The following is an 18,520-nucleotide window of genomic DNA, read 5'->3' as shown; positions in this document are numbered from 1 at the left end:
CCTTTAAAAATATTCCGCATAACGGTTTAGTTCCCAATCAGATACATGGCGTTGATACTCAACCCATTCCATGCGTTTAATTTCAATAAATTCTTTCATAAAGTTACTGCCGAACTGTTCGGCAAACAGAGGATCTTTTTCTAGCTCATCTAGCGCTTCGGAAAGCGACTGCGGCAGAGTATCAATGCCCAAATTCTTTAACTCATCCAGCGACAAGGCGTAGTGATTAATATTGTGCGGTGCGCCCGGATTAAGCTTTTTGGCAATACCATCCAAGCCTGCGGCGATAATCGCAGCGGTTACTAAATAAGGATTACAGCCGGTATCCGGCAAGCGGAATTCCAAACGACCGTAAGGAACGCGAACCATTGCCGAGCGGTTGTTGTCACCATAACTGATAAATGCCGGAGCCCATGTTGCGCCGGAAAGCGAACGCCCGACAACTAAGCGTTTATAAGAGTTAACCGTTGGTGCAGCAATCGCACACAGTGCTTTAGCATGTTGCATCAAACCACCCAAAAAGTGATACGCTAGCTCGGAAAGCCCCATATTGTTGCTGTCGGAATCATCTTTAAACAGGTTATTGCCGGCATCATCGGTAATCGATAGATGGAAGTGGAAACCGTTACCGGTACGGTTGGCATTCGGTTTTGGCATAAACGAGCAGATCATGCCCATTTCATTGGCGATTTCGCTACCGGCCATTCGTACGAAGGTGATACGGTCGGCGGAAGTTTTCGCATCCGAATAGGTGTAGTTGATTTCAAACTGACCGTTGGCATCTTCGTGATCAATCTGGTAAACATCAAAGCCGACCTTCTGCAAAGAATCGACAAACTTTTCCAGAAAGGCACGCGAGCGCGATAGCCCTTTATAGTCATAACAAGGCTTATCCAAGGTATCGCTTTCGTCATACGGCATTAGATGACCATTCTCGCCACGGCGCAACAAGCTGAATTCCGGCTCGATTCCGGTATTTAACGTCCAGCCTTTTGTGCTTAGACGTTCAATCTGTTTGAGCATAATATGGCGTGTATCAAATTCATAAGGTTCGTCATTCACATGACCGGTACAAGCAATACGAGCATAGCCCGGTTGCCAAGGAACAATACTTAAAGTATCCAAATCCGCTTTTGCCATATAGTCGGCACTGTGGGGTTCCATGCCGAGCCCCCAAACAGCAAACCCGGCGAATCCGGCACCGTCTTCAACAATATCTTCCAAACAGCTAGCCGGAACCGATTTGGTTTTAGCGACACCGTGAATATCAACAAACTGCGCTAGGATATATTTGATCTGATTTTCTTCGAGAAATTGCTTCGCTTCATCAATGGTCATTTGATACTCCGTTTATAGAAAAGGCGACTCTTCTATCTGTTTCATTAAAATTTCCTGAAAGTAGTGTCCAAAGGTCGGATCACACCCCAAAATAAGTGGTTCGTCGGCTTCTGGAATCAGCAACCATGCCGATACCCCAGCAATTGACACCATCAGGAAATCCCCCGGCTGAGATTGACGAAAATCATAGATACAGACTTCCGACATTAAGGCTTTCCAGTTTCCCGATAATTCAAAGGTTGCATCTGCGCGCGGAAATGCATATTGATTGGCTTGCAATTCGAGCGATTCTGCCGCATCGACACAGAAATAAATTTCTTCGGCGCCGAGGTTAGCAATAAAACGATCATCGCTAAGTTTGCGATATTGAAAAATTTGCAAGTCGGCGGCATCATTCTTTTCTAAAATTGACGCCATATTCGCACCACGAAAATGCATTAATCCCGGCAGCGGCTTGCAGTGAATTTGTAAAGCTTGTGTCGTACTCATGCAGCGCCTCCTAGTGCCGATTCTTGCGGTTTTTGCAATAATCCCTGCGGGTCATAAAACGGCGTTTTCACCACCTTGGCAGAAACCATACGACCATCACTCAACTTAATCGTTAATTCGCTATCAACTTGGCTACAGGCAAGTTCGACCATCGCCAGACCAATGACTTTCTGCAAAGTAGCGCTACGCCCGATACTGGTCACACGTCCGACCATTTCACCGTCATCAATAATTAAATTGGACTCAAGCGGCATATCGTCCGCTGCCGCTGAAAGCAGTTCAAAACCGACCAGAATTCGCTTCTGTAGCGTCTTCAATCGAACTAAACTTGGTTTGCCTAAGAAATAGGTTTTTTTGAAATGCACCGCCCAAGGCATATTGGCTTCAAACGGATTGGTCAGACCATCGGTGTCTTGACCGACAATGATGTGTCCTTTCTCTAAACGCAATTGGCGCTGGGCTTCGACACCAAACGGTTTAATCGCAAAAGACTCGCCGAGCAACATAATCTGCTGCCAAACATGCTCCGCATCCTGCGCACTGACGTGAATCTCATAACCCAATTCACCAACGAAACCGACTCTAATGAAAGTCGCATCAACCCCGCAGACTTTCGCCTGACGCATTGCCAGATAAGGGAAAGCCTCGTTAGATAGATCTAAATCCGTCAATTGTGACAAAAGTTGACGGCTGTTCGGTCCGGCGAGATTCATGGCACCGATCTGTCCGGTACGATTCAAAACCGTGACTTTTAAGCCCCATTCAATGACCTTCTTCTGAATCATGCGGTAAGCCGAATCCGACGTCGAGGTTGTTGTCGTGACATAAAAATGCTCATCCGAATAGCGCACCGCAACACCATCATCGATCACTACACCGGAATCATCGACCATTAATGCATAACGGCTTGCGCCGACCGCCATATTCGACATACGCATGGTATACAGACGATCCATTAATTCAGCCGAGTCACGACCGAATACCTCTAGTTTGCCGAGCGTCGATACATCAATCAGACCGACTGCATTTCTAACCGCCGCCACTTCAGCAGCAATGGAAGCTTCACGGCTGCTTTCAGTTGCATAGTATTCAGGCCTTAACCAAACACCGGCTTCCATAAACTTGGCTTTGGCCTGCTGATGAAAAGCGTGCATTGGTGTTAGGCGCTCCGGACGGAAACGCATGCCTGCCAAATGCGATACTTCGGTCGGGTGAAACATGGGGCGCGCCGTAGTCGAACCGGTTTGGTCGATACTTTTTCCGGTCAGTTTGGCAAGTAAGCGAATACCATTCATATTGCTGTGCTTGCCTTGGCTCGGCCCCATGCCGATGGTCGAAAAACGCTTCATTAACTCGATATTGTCAAAGCCTTGTGCAATCGCACCTTTTAGGTCTTTAATCTGAATATCTTCATCAAAGTCGATAAATTCTTTGCCTTTCGGATGTTGCCAAATCGGGTAAGAATGTGAGTGCGCCCGCGTTGCGGTATAGTCAGTAAAGTCCGGTACAGATTTGTCTTGCACAGCTAATGCGGCAGCCATCCCCGCTTGTTGACCGTCTTTTATCTGATCCACGATCTCAAACACGCCATTTATACGGCCGCAGGCAAACACACCTTGCGGCAATTCTTGCGGTAGGAGCTGTTCAAGAATGGCGTTATAGGCGAATTTACTACCGGCTTGATACAAAGGTGCTCCGGCAGGCGCCCAACCGACACTCATCAATAAACCATCGCAATCTAAGGACTGCTGAACACCGTTCACGGCATAAACCACGCCTTGCAATGCCTTGCGTCCTTTCGCCTCAATAATCGCGGCGTTTTCAAACACAGGAATGCCTGCCTGTTTAACCGGTACAGACCAAGAATTTTCGCCGCAACCGGTATCTAAAATGGCCTTAACCACTACACCGTTTTTGATTAAATCCAATGCCGCACGATAGCCTTCCGGATTGGCGGTCAGAACCACCGCTTCCTTACAAGGTGCAACCGCATAACGCGCCATCAAACGCTGTGCCGCCGAGGCATTCATCACCCCCGGCAAATCGTTATTACGGAACACCGCCGGCTGCTCAAATACCCCGGTTGCGACCACTACCGACTGTGCCGAGAGCTTAATCAAACCCTGTTGGCTATTAACTGCCAACCAGTTGTCGCCGTAAAAACCGGCCACAAAAGCGGATGTAATCACTTGGATATTGTCCATCTCAGCGATGGTTGTTTTTAAATCGTCACGCGTGACTTCCAGCGCTTCTTCATTGGCGTATTGATAATCCAGAGAACCGCCGATATAAGGGTTTTCATCAATTAAACAGACATCTACGCCTTGTTTAGCGGCGGCGATTGCAGCAGCCATACCGGAAGGGCCGGCACCGATAACGGCGACATCGCAATGACGATAACGTTTTGGCTGACGACGTTCACCCCAACTGGTATCGACGGTGCCTAAACCAGCCATTTCACGAATTAAACGTTCCCATTTAGGAAATAGGAATTTCGGAGAATAGAACGCCTTGTAATAGAAGCCAACCGGTAGGAATTTACTGATCCACTCGACCAGCGCGCCTTTATCTTGAGCCAGCGAACCGAAGGTATTGACCGCCTTGTAGGTTTGGCCTTGCTCCGGTTGTACGACATCACCGCGCACATTCGGCGTATCTGCGGTTTGCAACATCACATTAATATCATGATTGGCAAAGCTGAGCAGGCCGCGACGACGGTGATATTTAAAACTGCGCCCGAGCACTTTATGACCTTGCGCCCACAAAGCACTGCTTATAACATCACCATCGAACCCCTTAATCTCTTCGCCCTCAAAAACAAAAGTGACCGATTGGCTACGATTAATCCACTCCAGTGGTTGTGGAGAAAGTCTACGCATCATTGGTTAATCCTTTATTGGCAAAATCAACCTGAGTAATCGAGTCCGTCAGGGTATTACGTTGAAACAGAAACCAGATTCCGGTCGGGCGGTGATACCACCATTCCTGCTGAGTTTTCGGCGCGCCATTGTGGTAAAACACGTACTCCGCCCACTCTCTTTCGGAAACCGCTTCTTGATCAGTTTCTTTTTCAACTCGCCCACCGAAAGTAAATTCGCTTAAGGCTCTGCGTCCAAGACTTGGACAAGTGACAAATTTCATACGACTTCTCCCATGCCTTATTAATGCCCGACCGAAGCCGCGCCTTTTTCGCCAACCAATTCAAAATTCGCATAGCGATCTAAACTGAACGGTTTAATCAACTCATGCGGTCTGTCATTGGCAACCGTGTAAGCCATGGTTTTGCCACTGATAGGCGTCGCTTTAAAGCCCCAAGTCCCCCAACCGGCATCCAGATAAAAACCGTCGACATCGGTTTTGCCCATAATCGGCGCAAAGTCCGGGGTAATATCACTCATGCCAGCCCACTGGCGCATAATCTTCAGACGACTGGTAAACGGAAATAGATCCATCATCTGGTCGGTTAAACCTTCGACAAAATCCAACGTCGAACGAGTCGAATGCAACTCCGCCGGATCGACCGATGCCCCCATCACCAACTCGCCGCGCGAAGACTGGCTGACATAGACATGCAAGCTACCGGACACCACAATCGTGTCCATAAACGGTTTAACCGGTTCAGTGACGCAAGCTTGCAGAGGGAAAATTTCAATCGGCGTTTCAATTTCTAACATTTCGGTAATGCGTGGCGTTGAGCCGGCCACCATCGACACGACACTGTTGGCTTCGATAAAACCGCGATCAGTCTGCACACCAACCACCTTGCCGCTTTTGGTTTTAATGTCGCTCACTTTGGTTTTCTGATGAATCTCCACACCGCGCATCTGTGCACCGCGAGCATAGCCCCACGCCACCGCATCATGCCGAGCTACCGAACCCGGAGCGTGATATAGAGCGCCCATTACCGGGTGCTGACCGTTGCAACTCATGTCCATGTAAGGCACTTCTTTCTGAATGGTGTCCACATCAACCACTTCGCTGTCGATACCGTGATGCTTATTGACTTCGGCACGCCAACGCATGGTTCGCATGGCACTGTCGGTATGTGCTAACGTGAAATGACCGCGCGTTGAATAGAAAATATTCAAGTCAAAATCTGTGCTCAGGTCTTCAAACAGTTTTAAGCTCTCGTCATAGAACTTAACTCCTTCCGAAGTCAGATAATTAGAGCGCACGATGGTGGTATTTCGGCCGGTATTGCCGCCGCCGATATAGCCTTGTTCAAGCACCGCAACATTGGTAATGCCATGCTCTTTGGCAAGGTAATAAGCGCAGGCCATACCATGCCCACCGCCACCGATAATGACCACGTCATAGGATGTTTTTAACGGCTTTTCTTCGGGGAAAAAACGCGGCTCGTCTTCCGACTTTTTCCACGCATATTTAAGCAATCTAAGCGGCATCCAAATCTCCTAAGCAAACACGACGGTTTTATTGCCGTACACCAAAACACGATCTTGTAGATGGAACTTCAAACCGCGCGCCAAAACGTTTTTCTCAACGTCCTTACCGAGAATCACCATTTCAGCTGCCGACTCACTATGCGAAACACGTACTACGTCCTGTTCGATAATCGGTCCGGCATCCAAATCTTCGGTGACATAGTGGCAGGTCGCGCCGATTAACTTCACGCCGCGCTCAAATGCTTGGTGATAGGGTTTAGCGCCGATAAATGACGGCAAGAAACTGTGATGGATATTGATAATCTGACCCGAATATTTTTGACAAAGCTCCGGCGGAATAATTTGCATGTAACGTGCCAACACGATGGTATCGGCTTCATAGTGATCGACCCACTTAACCACCTCGGCAAACGCCTGCGGCTTATTCTCCGGCGTCACCGGGACATGGATATAAGGAATGCCATACCACTCAACCAAAGCTTTCATATCCAAATGGTTAGAGATAACGCAAGGAATGTCGTACTCCAACTCGCCGCTACTCCAGCGATACAGCAAATCCTGTAAACAGTGATCTTGCTTACTGACCATCAACAACACGCGCTTTTTTTCGCAAGTGGAATTTAATTTCCACTGCATCCCGAACTCCTCAGCGATTTTTGAGAAACCTGCACGAAACTCCTCGTCTGAAACCTTAATGTCAGTGATTTCATTGCGCATGAAGAACATGCCTGAATGGGTATCCGCATGATGATTTGCTTCGGCAATCATGCAGTCATGTTCGGCCAGAAAAGCAGACACCTTAGCGACAATCCCAACCCGATCCGGGCAAGAAATCGTTAAGACATAGGCGTTAGTTTTCATCTTAAAATTTTCCTTTAATGAAACTTTGATTCAAATAATAACTCAGTAAAAGTTTCATATCAAGAAATAATGTTTAATATTATTGAATATTTTTACAACCTAAAAAAATCCCTGATTTTGTGAAAAGTTTTTCTTTAAGCCATTGATTAAAAAGCACTAAAAAAACCCTAAAGCAGCAAAAAAATGCTTCAATATAGGGCGACAACAATGCAAAAAGGCACCATAAGAGTGCTTGCAAACAAGAAAGAGAAATTCTCGGTAGAAAAATTCAGAATGGCTTACTTTTAAAAATACATTAATGCCGCTTGATAACCGCAAGTTACATTGATCATTTTAGATTTAGAAGCGCTTATAAGGCTTTAGCAGAATGGGTTATTGCCAAGGATCGCTTCTTCAGTACGGCTTCCGATGACTAAGGTAGGTGTTCTGTATCAACTTATTGTATGAATTCCGCTGTAGAATGACTCCTTCAAAAATGAGCGCGAGGAACAAGTTATGAAGGAAGAGCTGAAATCGAACTACATAATTCGTATCCGTAACTCAACGTACCGCAAAACCTTCTTTGTGTTAGCGCTAATCGGTATTATTCTGCTGACGTCGGTTATATTTCCTCTTCATCAACTGCTCCGAGGAGAACAAGAGAAAAACTTCAGCCATCTGATGAATGACAAGGCGGTAGCCGTTGAGCAATATGTCTCAAAGATTATGGATATATCCGACCAAATCACCAGCCGTTCGGCCATTCGCAATCAACTCAGCCTGTACAACCAAGGAAAAATTTCACTTGAGGAAATGGTGAACTTTTCAAAGCCTAAATTAAATGATGCCATCACCTACTCGGACGGCATCGAGGGCATTACAAGACTGGATATAAAAGGAGAGGTGGTTTTAACACTCGGAGAAAACATTCCCGAAAGCGTTATACGCACATCATCTCTACATAGCGAGAAGATATCCGTTCAAAACCCTATCTCGATCAACAACCAACTGAAAATCATCGTGATTGCGCCGATCTTTGACCGCAATAACAATAAACTCGGGGTTGATATTGTTCTGTTCAATTCAGATGAGTTACGCAACATTATCAAAAACTATGACAACCTTGGTGAAACCGGTGATGCTTCTCTCATTTATCCGACAAATCAGAATCCCTTCACCCATTTCTTTGAACCGAGAAGGCCGCATAGTCATTTAGGGTTAGCGGAGTTAATCGGCCAATTTCATCCGACATCTTCAGTGGAAAAGCATACCTTACCGGTCTTAGAGAATTACGTAATAACGTTTAGATCAGTCAAAAATACCGATTGGTTTATGTTCTTAAGAATGCAACAAGATGAGTTTTACCGAGTCGTTAACCAGACTATTCTTACTTTGTCGGTGGTCGCTTTTACTATCATTCTTATTGGCATGCTCGGCGTTTTCAAAATTATCGATCTATTTGTACAACTTCTCCTCAAAAACCAGAAAGACTTAGAAAAGTCAGTGCGACTTGGAAAAGCAGCCAACCGAGCTTTGATTGCCCAAGAAGCAAAATTGCAAGGCATTACCGACACCAGTCAGGATGCGATTGTGCAAATAGACGCCCATGGAAGAACCTCTTTTTGGAATCCCGCAGCAGAACGCCTGTTTGGCTACTCCGCAAGTGAAGCGCTAGGTCAAGACCTACATAAACTGATTGTGCCGAAACGCTACCTGAATCAGTTTGAAGCTGGCTTTGCAAAATTTGCACAAGACGGAATTGTCGATATTGTCGGCGAAATAATCAATGCGCATGCTCAGCATAAAGATGGCCATGAGTTCAATATTGCACTTTCCTTAAGCACTTTACATCAGGATGGACAATGGCATGCGGTTGGCATAATCCGCGATACGACTAAGCAAAAACAGTATGAGGCTGATTTAGAACAACTGGCACATTACGACCCGATGACCGGACTCGCCAACCGTTCTTCTCTATTGCACTATATCACTGAGAAACTGCACCATAAACAAGGTTGTGACTGCGCGATTTTTTTCCTTAACATAGACCATTTCCGACATATCAATGACAGCTTTGGACATGACACCGGTAATGCCGTTTTACAAGAAATCGCCAAACGATTACAGGACAACTTCGCACAGTTAGGCTTTATTTCTCATTTGGGCGGTGACGAGTTCATTCTGGTGACTGAATCAGTGCAAGAGAAATCCGATTTAGAACACTTGGCGCAGGAGATGAATGATGTACTCACCAAGCCCTATGAGGTTCTGGAGCAATCGATATTGCATTTAAGTACCAGTATCGGCATTGTCGCACCACTTCAGCAAGTTGAAAGTGCTAAGCACTACTTACAGTTTGCCGACATCGCCCTATACCGTGCCAAACAGGCAGGGCGTAATACCTACCGTTTTTACCATGCCAAATACGTTAATGAAGTGAATGAACATGTTCGCTATCACAACGCTTTGCATCAGGCTTTAGACAGAAATGAGTTTGAGCTACATTACCAGCCGCAATCCTATTTAAACAATGACCGCATTATTGGTGCTGAAGCCTTACTGCGTTGGAAGCATCCTGTAGAAGGATATATCCCGCCAGACAAATTCATACCGATTGCTGAAGAAAGCGAGGTAATTTCAGACATTGGTGCCTGGGTAATTGATGAAGCATGCCGACAAGGCAAAAGATGGCAAGATCAAGGCTATGATCTGCATATTTCCGTAAATGTTTCCTTGCAACAACTGCGACATCAAAATGTCGCACAAATCGTTAAGACCGCACTGGAAACCTCCGGCTTCCAAGCTGAACGCCTTGTAGTAGAAATCACCGAAAGCGTACTCTCAGTCGATAAACAACTTCTCGCCAATATGCTGCATGCAATAAAAGCGCAAGGCGTATCGATTGCCATTGATGACTTCGGTACCGGTTATTCTTCTTATGGCTATATGAAGTACTTCCCTATCGATATTCTAAAAATCGACAAAATTTTTATGGACAATGTTCCCTATGAGAAAGACGATGCCGCCATCGTGGTCGCTATTCTTGCCATGTCAAACGTACTGCAATATAAAGTGGTCGCTGAAGGCGTTGAAAACCAAGATCAAATCGATTTTCTCCGTCAACAAGGCTGCCATTACTACCAAGGTTTCTACAAATCACCCGCGAAGAAAGCACCAGAATTTCAGGCACTATTAGATAAATACGGAACAAGCCCAAATGGCTTTAAGCATCGCAAAAATGCGTCTTAACTAGGCGATCATTTGCAGTGATACCAGGGGAGTTCTCAGACCTGATAGAAGAAAGTGATGTCACTAAAGCAGTTGGTTTAAAGTTGTGTTGAGGAAAGTTTTTAAGACGGAATTCTCACTGGAATTAAGGAAACGCAGAATAAGCCCATGAACTTACCGCAGAGACTTATCGAAGTCATTTAATCGCTCTCAACAAATGAAAACTCCGTCTCAAATGTCACATAATTATCCATTCGCAAAAATAACATTCCATCAACGACCTTATCCGAGGCATTTAGAACATAAACCTTTCGGCTATCTCCAACCTTTGCGAACACCTCCATAATGCAGAAAATCAACAGTGAAAAAACGCTTTGCACCTTATTCAAGTCCAACTGAACCGTCGTGTTAGAAGTGACATTTGTCTGAATAAACTGCTTGAGTTCGTTTTTCAAACTCGGGCAATCTGACATTTCAGGAAATTCAATTTTAATTTGACCTGAAGGCAATATTTGAAATCGGAGGCTCATTAGTGCGCCCTCTGCGGTTATCTTTTAAGTAAGAGATATTTTACTCCCAATCACTCGGAAGTGTAAATATTACTTATTGCAAATAATATATGAATAAATTTTATCTAACCATATTAAATTTTCCGTACAAAAAATATGGAAATAACCCCGCACTATCATAAAAACAGAAAAACCAACCCGCTCTCCGCTTCCTTAGCGATCTTCTAAGATAGACATTCCTTGCCATGAAGAGCTTTCAAAAATATAATTTTTGCATTGAGTATTAACACTTTTCAATCACCCCTGGCCAATCACTGAACGTTTTATAGGTGAGAATGTTATGGTGCTTGCTAAGAAAGTTTAAATTAACTTCAAGAAACGCATCCATACTCGCCATTTACAGTAAAAACGGAATCTTCATGACCAAACATTCAGACCAATCGCCTCCTTCAACAGCTCAGGAAAAAGAGATAACAAACCTTGAAGGAATAAAAGGCTCAGAATCTGGTCAACTTATTGTCGTTGGAATTGGCGCCAGCGCCGGTGGCTTAGAAGCGCTTCAGGCTTTAGTTGCTAACCTCCCCCCCAATTCTGGAATGAGTTTCATCCTTGCGCAGCATTTATCTCCTTCATACCGGAGCATGATGGTCGACCTACTGGAAAAAGGGTCAAACATTCCTGTGGTTGCTGCTCGTAATGCAGATAAATTAGTGCCTGACACCTTATATATTTGCCCACCCAGCTATAATATTGAGGTAACCAAAGACGACAAAATTTTGCTGTCATTAATGGGAGAAAACCGCCACATCCCGCGCCCTTCAGTTGATATGTTATTTGAGTCCATTGCCGTTGCAAAAGGGGAATCGGCATTATTCTTTCTGGTACAGGTACCGATGGATCAAGAGGAATTCGAGCCATTAAAGGGGAAGGCGGATTTGGTATAGTGCAAGATCCAAACACTGCCAAATATGACGGCATGCCAAACGCGGCAATAAATTCCGGTAATGTCGACTTAATTTTACCGCCTGAAGAGATTGGTCCTGAGCTCAAAAATATTTCTAGCTTTCCTTTCCAAGCCTCTCTTGGACTGGAGACAAACCTGTCAAAAGAATCTTACTTCAAGATCCTTAATATCCTAAAAAAACGCTTCAAAATAGACTTCACTCTTTATAAAAAATCAACCATCATGCGACGAATCGAACGTCGTATGACCGCTTTAAAAATTAGCAAAGTGGAAGAGTATGTTGAGCATTTGATGAAACATAAAAATGAAGTCGAGCTGCTTTTCAATGACATGTTAATAGGGGTGACCTCATTTTTCCGTGATGCCAGAGCCTTCAATGTGCTTCAAGAAGAACTTAGCCTTTATTTAGAAAAAAAAGACAATACAACGATTCGAGTCTGGACACCTGGCTGTTGTACAGGCGAAGAACCCTATTCGATTGCCATCATTCTGTCCGAAATCCTCGGTGCAAAGTTCGAAGATTACAAAATACAAATTTTTGCTACTGATATCGATAAACATGCGGTTGAATTCGCCCGTAACGGTATCTATCCTGAAAGTGCTTTGCACAAATTACCAGATAAAATAAAACGCAAGTATTTCACGGTTAACGGCGCACAATTTCAAGTTATCAAACCGATAAAGATGTCAGTGATTTTCTCTGTCCACGATGTAACCGTAGACCCTCCTTTCTTGCGTTTGGATTTATTGTCGTGTCGTAATCTTTTAATTTACTTTAATCTTGAATTACAACGCCAAGTTATTCCATTATTTCACTATGCGCTGAACCCGCAGGGACTCTTATTTCTAGGGCAATCTGAATCTATTGGGGTTTATCAAGATACATTCCGCACTATCTCTAAAAACGGTAAGATTTTTGAAGCAAGCTTCATTGGCAAAAAAACGCCGCCTGAAACCAAAAAATCAAAAGCGCACCTTGTTGATTTTGCCGCAGATATGCCAAAAATCAAAAAAGAAAACATTGCCTCTAACGCAAATAAAATAACGGATACGCTTGGCGATTTAGTCACTCTCAAAACACGTGAGCTGATACTTCCTCATTCCATATTAATCAATGACAATATGGATATCGTGTATTCGAAAGGAAAAAACCCGTTGCTTCTGCGTCCTGAAGGCTTGCCGACAAACAACATTTTTCAGAACTTACACCCAAGCCTATCAATTGATTTACGCTCAGCTATTCACGTTCTTGGCTCTGAACAATCGATTGTAAAAACGGCTTTCCAAAAACTCACCATTGACAAAGAAACTTATTGGACGCGTTTGATTTTAATCGAAATTGAACACCAAGCGGGTATGGGACGATTAGTACTTATTTTATGCCAGATAGAAGATGTCTTGGATCTTCCCCTGTCTAAGCCCAGTGACAATGATACCGATTCAACGTTATATCAGGAACAAGAACGCCAGTTAATCAAAGCCAAGGAACAGCTACAGACCGTAATTGAAGAGCTTGAAACCTCAAATGAAGAAATGCAATCCATGAATGAGGAATTGCAAAGTTCCAATGAAGAGTTACAAAGTTCAAACGAAGAGCTTGAAACTACCAATGAAGAGCTCCAGTCGACCAATGAAGAACTGCAAACCGCCTATGCCGAACTGCGAATTGCCTATGAAGATAAAGACCATCAACAAACGGAACTAGAGCAATTAGCAAATGAACTCGAGAGAACAAATACACTGCTAATCGATGCTGAGTCACTTGGCAAAACGGGATCTTTTCGCTGGGATATTCCCAAAAATACAATGGCTTGGAGTCAGGGCGTCTTTAAGCTTTTTGGGTTAGACATAGAGAAATACCAACCAACTTACGAGGCTTTAGTAGGAATAATCTACCCCGAAGATAGAAGTACCTTTGAAGAATTCATTGAAAATGTGCTCACCATGAAAAACCCTCAAACAATTTCCTTTAGAGCACTTAACTCGGAAAAAGAAATACTTTGGCTAAAACTGGAAGTTGCCGCGTCTTTCAATAACCTAAAACAAGCCGAATATGTAATGGGGACCTTAACGGATGTGTCTGAAATGGCGCAAGCGAGAGATGAAATAGATCGTCAGCAAACATTTACCGATATTTTGTTAAACAATTCACTCGGCGGTGTTTTCATCTATGACTTTAAGACAGGCTGTAATTCCTTTATAAATCCTGCTTACACGAAATTACTTGGCTATACGCTCGACGATTTAAAAAACTTAGACAGCAAAGCGTTTATGGACTTATTTCATCCAGATGATCTCAGTTCAGTGCTTCAGCATATTGAAAAGGTGAAAGCGAGTAACGTTGGAGAAACTTTTGTGATTCGCTACCGAATCAAGCACAAGAGTAGCAAGGATTATATTATGGTTCACTCTAAAGACACGCTGTTCAGCACAGCAACGAGCTCGAAAAAACCAAATGCTATGATGGGCATTTTTATGGAAATTAGCGATGTGGAAAATGGGGATTTAAAAATTACCGAGAACTAAAATACTCTGGCGCTTGAGCTAACAGCAAACCTCGTCGCGGATGAGTAACTGTCAGCTCAAGTCAAAATTAATACACATAGATAAACTTTTAACTTCTCAACCACGCAAGATTTTTCTTTAACGTCTCAAAATGTAAAAAATCAGAAATATCTTCAAAGTGCTCTTTTGCTAGTTCATATCCATCTCTATAACTTTCAAAATGGACGTTTTCATCTGAATACGCTTTTAACATGCAGGAATCAATAAACCCTTTCATCCATGAAGCGGGCGAAACTGCCGAACCATTCTTAAAACCAAAATGATAGCTAAACCTATCATATTCACCCGAAGGTTTAAACTCATTCTGATTCACACCATCTTCAAAACCTTTCTGCCAATAAATTGCATTTAATCTCATGTCGAATCCTCTCTGTTCTAAATCTTTTTCACAATGCCATATAATAAATTTACAGCACCAAGTAAGTATTTATTACACTCTATAAAACATGAAATAAAATTATTCCTAAATAAGTAAAAATACATTTAATGCTGATCTAGAGATTTTCTATACCGCGATACAGCCAAAATACTCGATCCAGAAACAATCAGATTAAGTCCTGAACAAGGTAAATCACTCGACCAAGTTAATCCCTGAAATAACTCTATTTCTGCCCGAAGCCTTGGCTTCATAAAGGAAAGCATCTGCTCGTCGAGTAATTGTTTCTAATGTATCGTTTGGTGTTGAGCTAACAACCCCAAAGCTACATGTTATTTTTAAGTTCTTGTCCGTAAACTTAGTGTCTTGTATAGAAAGTCGTAATTTTTCAGCGATATTTACAGCTATATCTAGACTTTGATCTTCAATAACAAGCACAAATTCTTCTCCGCCCCATCGAACGAAAACATCATTTTTACGGATACTATTTTTCACAATCTGTGCTATTGACTGTAATACCTCATCGCCAGTCAAGTGTCCATAAACGTCATTAACGTTCTTAAAGTAGTCAATGTCAAAAAAAATCAGCTGGACACTAAGGCCTTGCTCAATAGTCTTATCAAAGTACATATCGAGGCTCTTTCTGTTATAAACACCGGTTAGCGTATCGTGTGTCGAAATATATTCCAATGCGACAATTTTCTTTTCGCGGTTTTGTTGCCATAAAAACAGTAAAAATGACAGAAAAGCACTTAATAAAATGATCAGAAAAACAATGACGTAATAATTAGTACGTATAATTCTTAAAAAATTGTCTTTTTCATAAGAAACTATCCACCCAGAACGTTCTTCTTCAATATTATTTATAGGAATAAACGTTGCCGTGTACGGCAAGTTATCGAAAGCCACTTCTTTAATAAAACCACCCAATTCCGTGCCTATTGGACTAAGATTAACCATGCTCTTTAATTTGGCATTAATTCCTTCAATTATCGAGTAGTCCAGTGATTTAGCTTGCAGGCCTGCTTGTAAAGCCTTTTTATCGATAAGCCAATCACTACCAAAAGGAGAGGCAATGTAATTCGTGCGCTCACCTATAAATACTTTCTGTTCAACTCGTTTTTTTAAAATCAAGAAGATTTGATTCGTATTTTGGTCGTATCTCAACTCATTACTAATGGCATCCATTCCAAAAGACACCTCAACGCTTCCAACAAATTCATCATGAAAAAATAACGGATAAACATGTCTAAACCCATTAAAAATCCGACCTTCTTCAAAACCAGTGACCGGTTTATGGATTTCATTAACTAAATCCAACGAAGCACGAATACCTTTTAATGAATCACCATATTTAGAGGGGCGATGAAACCGTAAAAAACTTATTGGGCCTGGCAGATGAAAGTGCAGTTGGCGTATGTGAAATTGATGTTTTAGTATTTGATATTGGTCATACAACTGAGTGTAAAGTTTTGATCTTATTTTGTTTCTTTCGTCGCCCTCACTATATTTGGCCTGATACATCAAACCAACTACATCATTATTCATGATTCGCGTTTGAACACTCAAGTTTGCAAGTTCATCAAGAACACTCTTAGCTCTCAAAAACTCTTCATACTTATTTTGCTGAACACTTTCAAGATAAATGACTTTTTGCTGCTGATAAATAATTTGGTAACTAAAAAACATTAAAGCAAAAAGTGAAAAAAAAGCGCCAACGATACCTAACCAAGAAATACCTTTAATTCGTCTAACACCTTGCTCAGGCAGATTATGCATAGCGATCCTTGCTGTAAAACCCTGTATGTAAATTTTTTTTATCAAAACACATATTACTAAAAATTCCTTACGAGCAACAGTCGCCAAAAGTATAGTAAAATTACTTATCACCAAGCCAATTTAGTTCTTATCCTCAACTAAAATATAGATAAAACCCCTCCTATTTAAAAAATTCCATTTTTTCTGAAAAAATGTTTGACAGCTGTAGACCGCATCACTACAATACGCCGCACAAGTTGAGGTCGCATAGCTCAGTTGGTAGAGCAATGGATTGAAAATCCATGTGTCCCTGGTTCGATTCCAGGTGCGACCACCACAATGCGAGCGTGGTGGAATTGGTAGACACGCCAGATTTAGGTTCTGGTGCCTTTGGTGTGAGAGTTCGAGTCTCTCCGCTCGCACCATATTCAAACCCTAGGTTATTGATTAACCTGGGGTTTTTTATTGCCTGAAGAAAATGATACCCTAGAAAATACCCTAAATTGTAAATCCTTCTCAGGCATGAAAATTGATCTTTATTCAGTACTTACATAATTTATTTAAGTTTTATTAAATTCATCAACACGATTGCTCTACGCCCATAGGTTTTAAACTCCTAACGGAGTTTAATCATCTTTTATCCCTTAGCCTTCTGGAGTGCACCATTCCGCTGCGCTGCATGGCTTCTCCAAGGCACGGGAACAAGATGACCACCTTTAATATAAAAGGGAGGGAGGGTAGTTCAGATAGCTTGCTTGGAGAACTAAGGTGTTATACCCATAGTTTCAATATCAAACTCATTATTTACTTTATATGGGATTTTGAAACTATTTAGCCGGTCAGCAACCCTCTCCCTCCCTTCACCTTATCCAGTGGTCAGTTTTTACCCGTGTCGTTGTGTCGTAGCGAAGGATGTATGGAGCGAAGCGGAATACTCCTGAAGCTGCGTAAACAAAAGACAAAGGGTAAGAGCTGATGAAGCCTCGTTAGAGGCTGAGAGCGTCTTGTATTGCGCAGAGCAGCGTTAGGAAATTTATTAGTTGAAAAAAGAGATCGCAGTCTATATAAATTAATTAGCTGTTCAGTGTTCGTGCAGCCTTTGTAGATGTTTTTGTGCTCCCTTGTTTCTAAAAGGAAATAAGGTGAAGTTACTTAAACAGCGATTTTTAAAACTATTAAAAAACAAGCAGCAACTAGCATATTTATGCCTGTTTTGGCTTCATGGTTTTATTAACTTAACTATATGTGCAGTTAACGCGCAGATAAAACTATATTCTAGTCTTCGTTTGTTGAAGGAGTGTCTTGAGGTATTAAATCAATTAGTTGTACTTTTAATTGGAATTTAATTTGTCTTTAGAAATAGGAGTGTTTCTATGAGTCCATGAGTTACTAGTTATTAAATTCTTAGAAGTTAGTTTTTTATATAAAGGAAATTATGATGGTATTAGCATTTAGCTAAGCATCTACAGTAGTTGAGGGAGCTAGAAGCCCTTCAATATAATTGATTAAATGCAATGCAGTGCTTTTTTTCAGTGAGAACACATTTTTGCTAAAAGTAATTGAAATATGGTTGATGAAACTTTGTATGACAGTTCAAGTATAAAAATATTAATGCAGTTGGATTCTGTAGTAAATCGTCCTGGACTGTTTATTTCAGATTGTGACTTTAATACTTTGCATCACATGGTTTTCGGGGATTTTCTCGATGAAGATGTATGTGAAGACGCATTATTGAAAAGAGCTTTAAGCTTTTTATCTGTCTATGCAATTTCAATAACTATTGCTTTATTATACGTGACCCATTCTGTATTTATAAAGTATGCCGTTAGCTTCACCAGACTGCTTAAAATAATGGGAATGAAGGTTAGATCACCACCTTTTATGTACTAGATATATTTTTATTCTCTTGTAATACATACCTTAAAATCATCACCTCTTAACATCAAAATCGTTAAGGAAACACGTAACAAGTCCGCCGTTTTTGTCTCTGTGAGATAATTCGCACTCTTTTGACTATTTTGGGATAGGTTTCATGACTCAACTCAGCTTT

The 18,520-nt window shown here is 42.3% G+C and carries 12 protein-coding genes, 2 tRNA genes and 1 pseudogene; 6 read left to right on the top strand and 9 right to left on the bottom strand.

Annotation, left to right across the window (positions count from 1 at the left end; translation table 11 throughout):
• Nucleotides 1-3: 3 nt before the first annotated feature.
• The 6 genes from glnT to purU are packed head-to-tail and all read right to left on the bottom strand — an operon-like array spanning nt 4 to nt 7,091.
• Nucleotides 4-1,338 (bottom strand): type III glutamate--ammonia ligase, encoded by a 1,335-nt coding sequence (gene glnT / locus J3998_RS08435; protein ID WP_208150041.1) that lies wholly within the window; start codon nt 1,336-1,338, stop codon nt 4-6.
• A gap of 12 nt (nt 1,339-1,350) precedes the next feature.
• Nucleotides 1,351-1,827: a hypothetical protein gene (locus J3998_RS08430; protein ID WP_208150039.1), complete on the bottom strand. Its 477-nt coding sequence runs from the start codon at nt 1,825-1,827 to the stop codon at nt 1,351-1,353.
• Nucleotides 1,824-4,709, bottom strand: a complete 2,886-nt coding sequence (locus J3998_RS08425; protein WP_208150037.1) for a glycine cleavage T C-terminal barrel domain-containing protein — start codon at nt 4,707-4,709, stop codon at nt 1,824-1,826. Before J3998_RS08425 ends, J3998_RS08430 begins: the two co-directional genes overlap by 4 nt.
• Nucleotides 4,699-4,968 (bottom strand): sarcosine oxidase subunit delta, encoded by a 270-nt coding sequence (locus J3998_RS08420; RefSeq protein ID WP_208150035.1) that lies wholly within the window; start codon nt 4,966-4,968, stop codon nt 4,699-4,701. The genes J3998_RS08425 and J3998_RS08420 overlap by 11 nt, the downstream gene beginning before the upstream one ends.
• A 20-nt stretch (nt 4,969-4,988) precedes the next feature.
• Nucleotides 4,989-6,230, bottom strand: a complete 1,242-nt coding sequence (locus J3998_RS08415) for an FAD-dependent oxidoreductase (RefSeq protein ID WP_208150033.1) — start codon at nt 6,228-6,230, stop codon at nt 4,989-4,991.
• 9 nt (nt 6,231-6,239) lie between these two features.
• Complete coding sequence (purU, locus tag J3998_RS08410) at nt 6,240-7,091, bottom strand: formyltetrahydrofolate deformylase (protein ID WP_208150031.1); 852 nt, start codon at nt 7,089-7,091, stop codon at nt 6,240-6,242.
• A gap of 495 nt (nt 7,092-7,586) precedes the next feature.
• Between purU and J3998_RS08405 the strand changes: the two genes are divergently transcribed.
• On the top strand, nt 7,587-10,319 hold the full coding sequence (locus J3998_RS08405; RefSeq protein WP_208150029.1) for a bifunctional diguanylate cyclase/phosphodiesterase: 2,733 nt from the start codon (nt 7,587-7,589) through the stop codon (nt 10,317-10,319).
• 179 nt (nt 10,320-10,498) lie between these two features.
• Here J3998_RS08405 and J3998_RS08400 read toward each other — a convergent pair whose 3' ends face one another.
• Nucleotides 10,499-10,828 carry a hypothetical protein gene (locus J3998_RS08400; RefSeq protein WP_208150027.1) on the bottom strand — a complete coding sequence of 110 codons (330 nt, stop codon included), beginning with the start codon at nt 10,826-10,828 and terminating at the stop codon, nt 10,499-10,501.
• A 314-nt stretch (nt 10,829-11,142) separates the two neighbouring features.
• On the opposite strand from J3998_RS08400, the pseudogene J3998_RS08395 reads away from it, so the two are divergent.
• A pseudogene (locus tag J3998_RS08395) lies at nt 11,143-11,795 on the top strand (chemotaxis protein CheB); the annotation flags it as partial.
• Nucleotides 11,784-14,297, top strand: coding sequence for a CheR family methyltransferase (locus tag J3998_RS08390; RefSeq protein WP_243750666.1), 2,514 nt, complete (start codon nt 11,784-11,786; stop codon nt 14,295-14,297). The pseudogene J3998_RS08395 and the gene J3998_RS08390, both read left to right, overlap by 12 nt.
• An 88-nt stretch (nt 14,298-14,385) precedes the next feature.
• On the opposite strand, the gene J3998_RS08385 is transcribed toward J3998_RS08390, so the two are convergent.
• Together J3998_RS08385 and J3998_RS08380 are read right to left on the bottom strand one after the other, a co-directional pair.
• Nucleotides 14,386-14,694, bottom strand: coding sequence for a hypothetical protein (locus J3998_RS08385; protein ID WP_208150013.1), 309 nt, complete (start codon nt 14,692-14,694; stop codon nt 14,386-14,388).
• 213 nt (nt 14,695-14,907) lie between these two features.
• Nucleotides 14,908-16,491, bottom strand: a complete 1,584-nt coding sequence (locus J3998_RS08380; protein WP_208150011.1) for a diguanylate cyclase — start codon at nt 16,489-16,491, stop codon at nt 14,908-14,910.
• A gap of 240 nt (nt 16,492-16,731) precedes the next feature.
• Here J3998_RS08380 and J3998_RS08375 point away from each other — a divergent pair.
• The 3 genes from J3998_RS08375 to J3998_RS08365 all read left to right on the top strand — a co-directional run bounded on the left by J3998_RS08375 (nt 16,732) and on the right by J3998_RS08365 (nt 18,360).
• Nucleotides 16,732-16,807: transfer RNA gene (locus tag J3998_RS08375), tRNA-Phe, on the top strand.
• 4 nt (nt 16,808-16,811) lie between these two features.
• Nucleotides 16,812-16,895, top strand: a tRNA-Leu gene (locus J3998_RS08370).
• A 1,141-nt stretch (nt 16,896-18,036) separates the two neighbouring features.
• Complete coding sequence (locus tag J3998_RS08365) at nt 18,037-18,360, top strand: hypothetical protein (protein WP_208150000.1); 324 nt, start codon at nt 18,037-18,039, stop codon at nt 18,358-18,360.
• Nucleotides 18,361-18,520: the final 160 nt, after the last annotated feature.

This window comes from Thiomicrorhabdus marina (genome assembly GCF_017571465.1).
GTDB classification, from domain to species: domain Bacteria; phylum Pseudomonadota; class Gammaproteobacteria; order Thiomicrospirales; family Thiomicrospiraceae; genus Thiomicrorhabdus; species Thiomicrorhabdus marina.
This window is presented reverse-complemented; position numbering and strand designations above follow the sequence as displayed.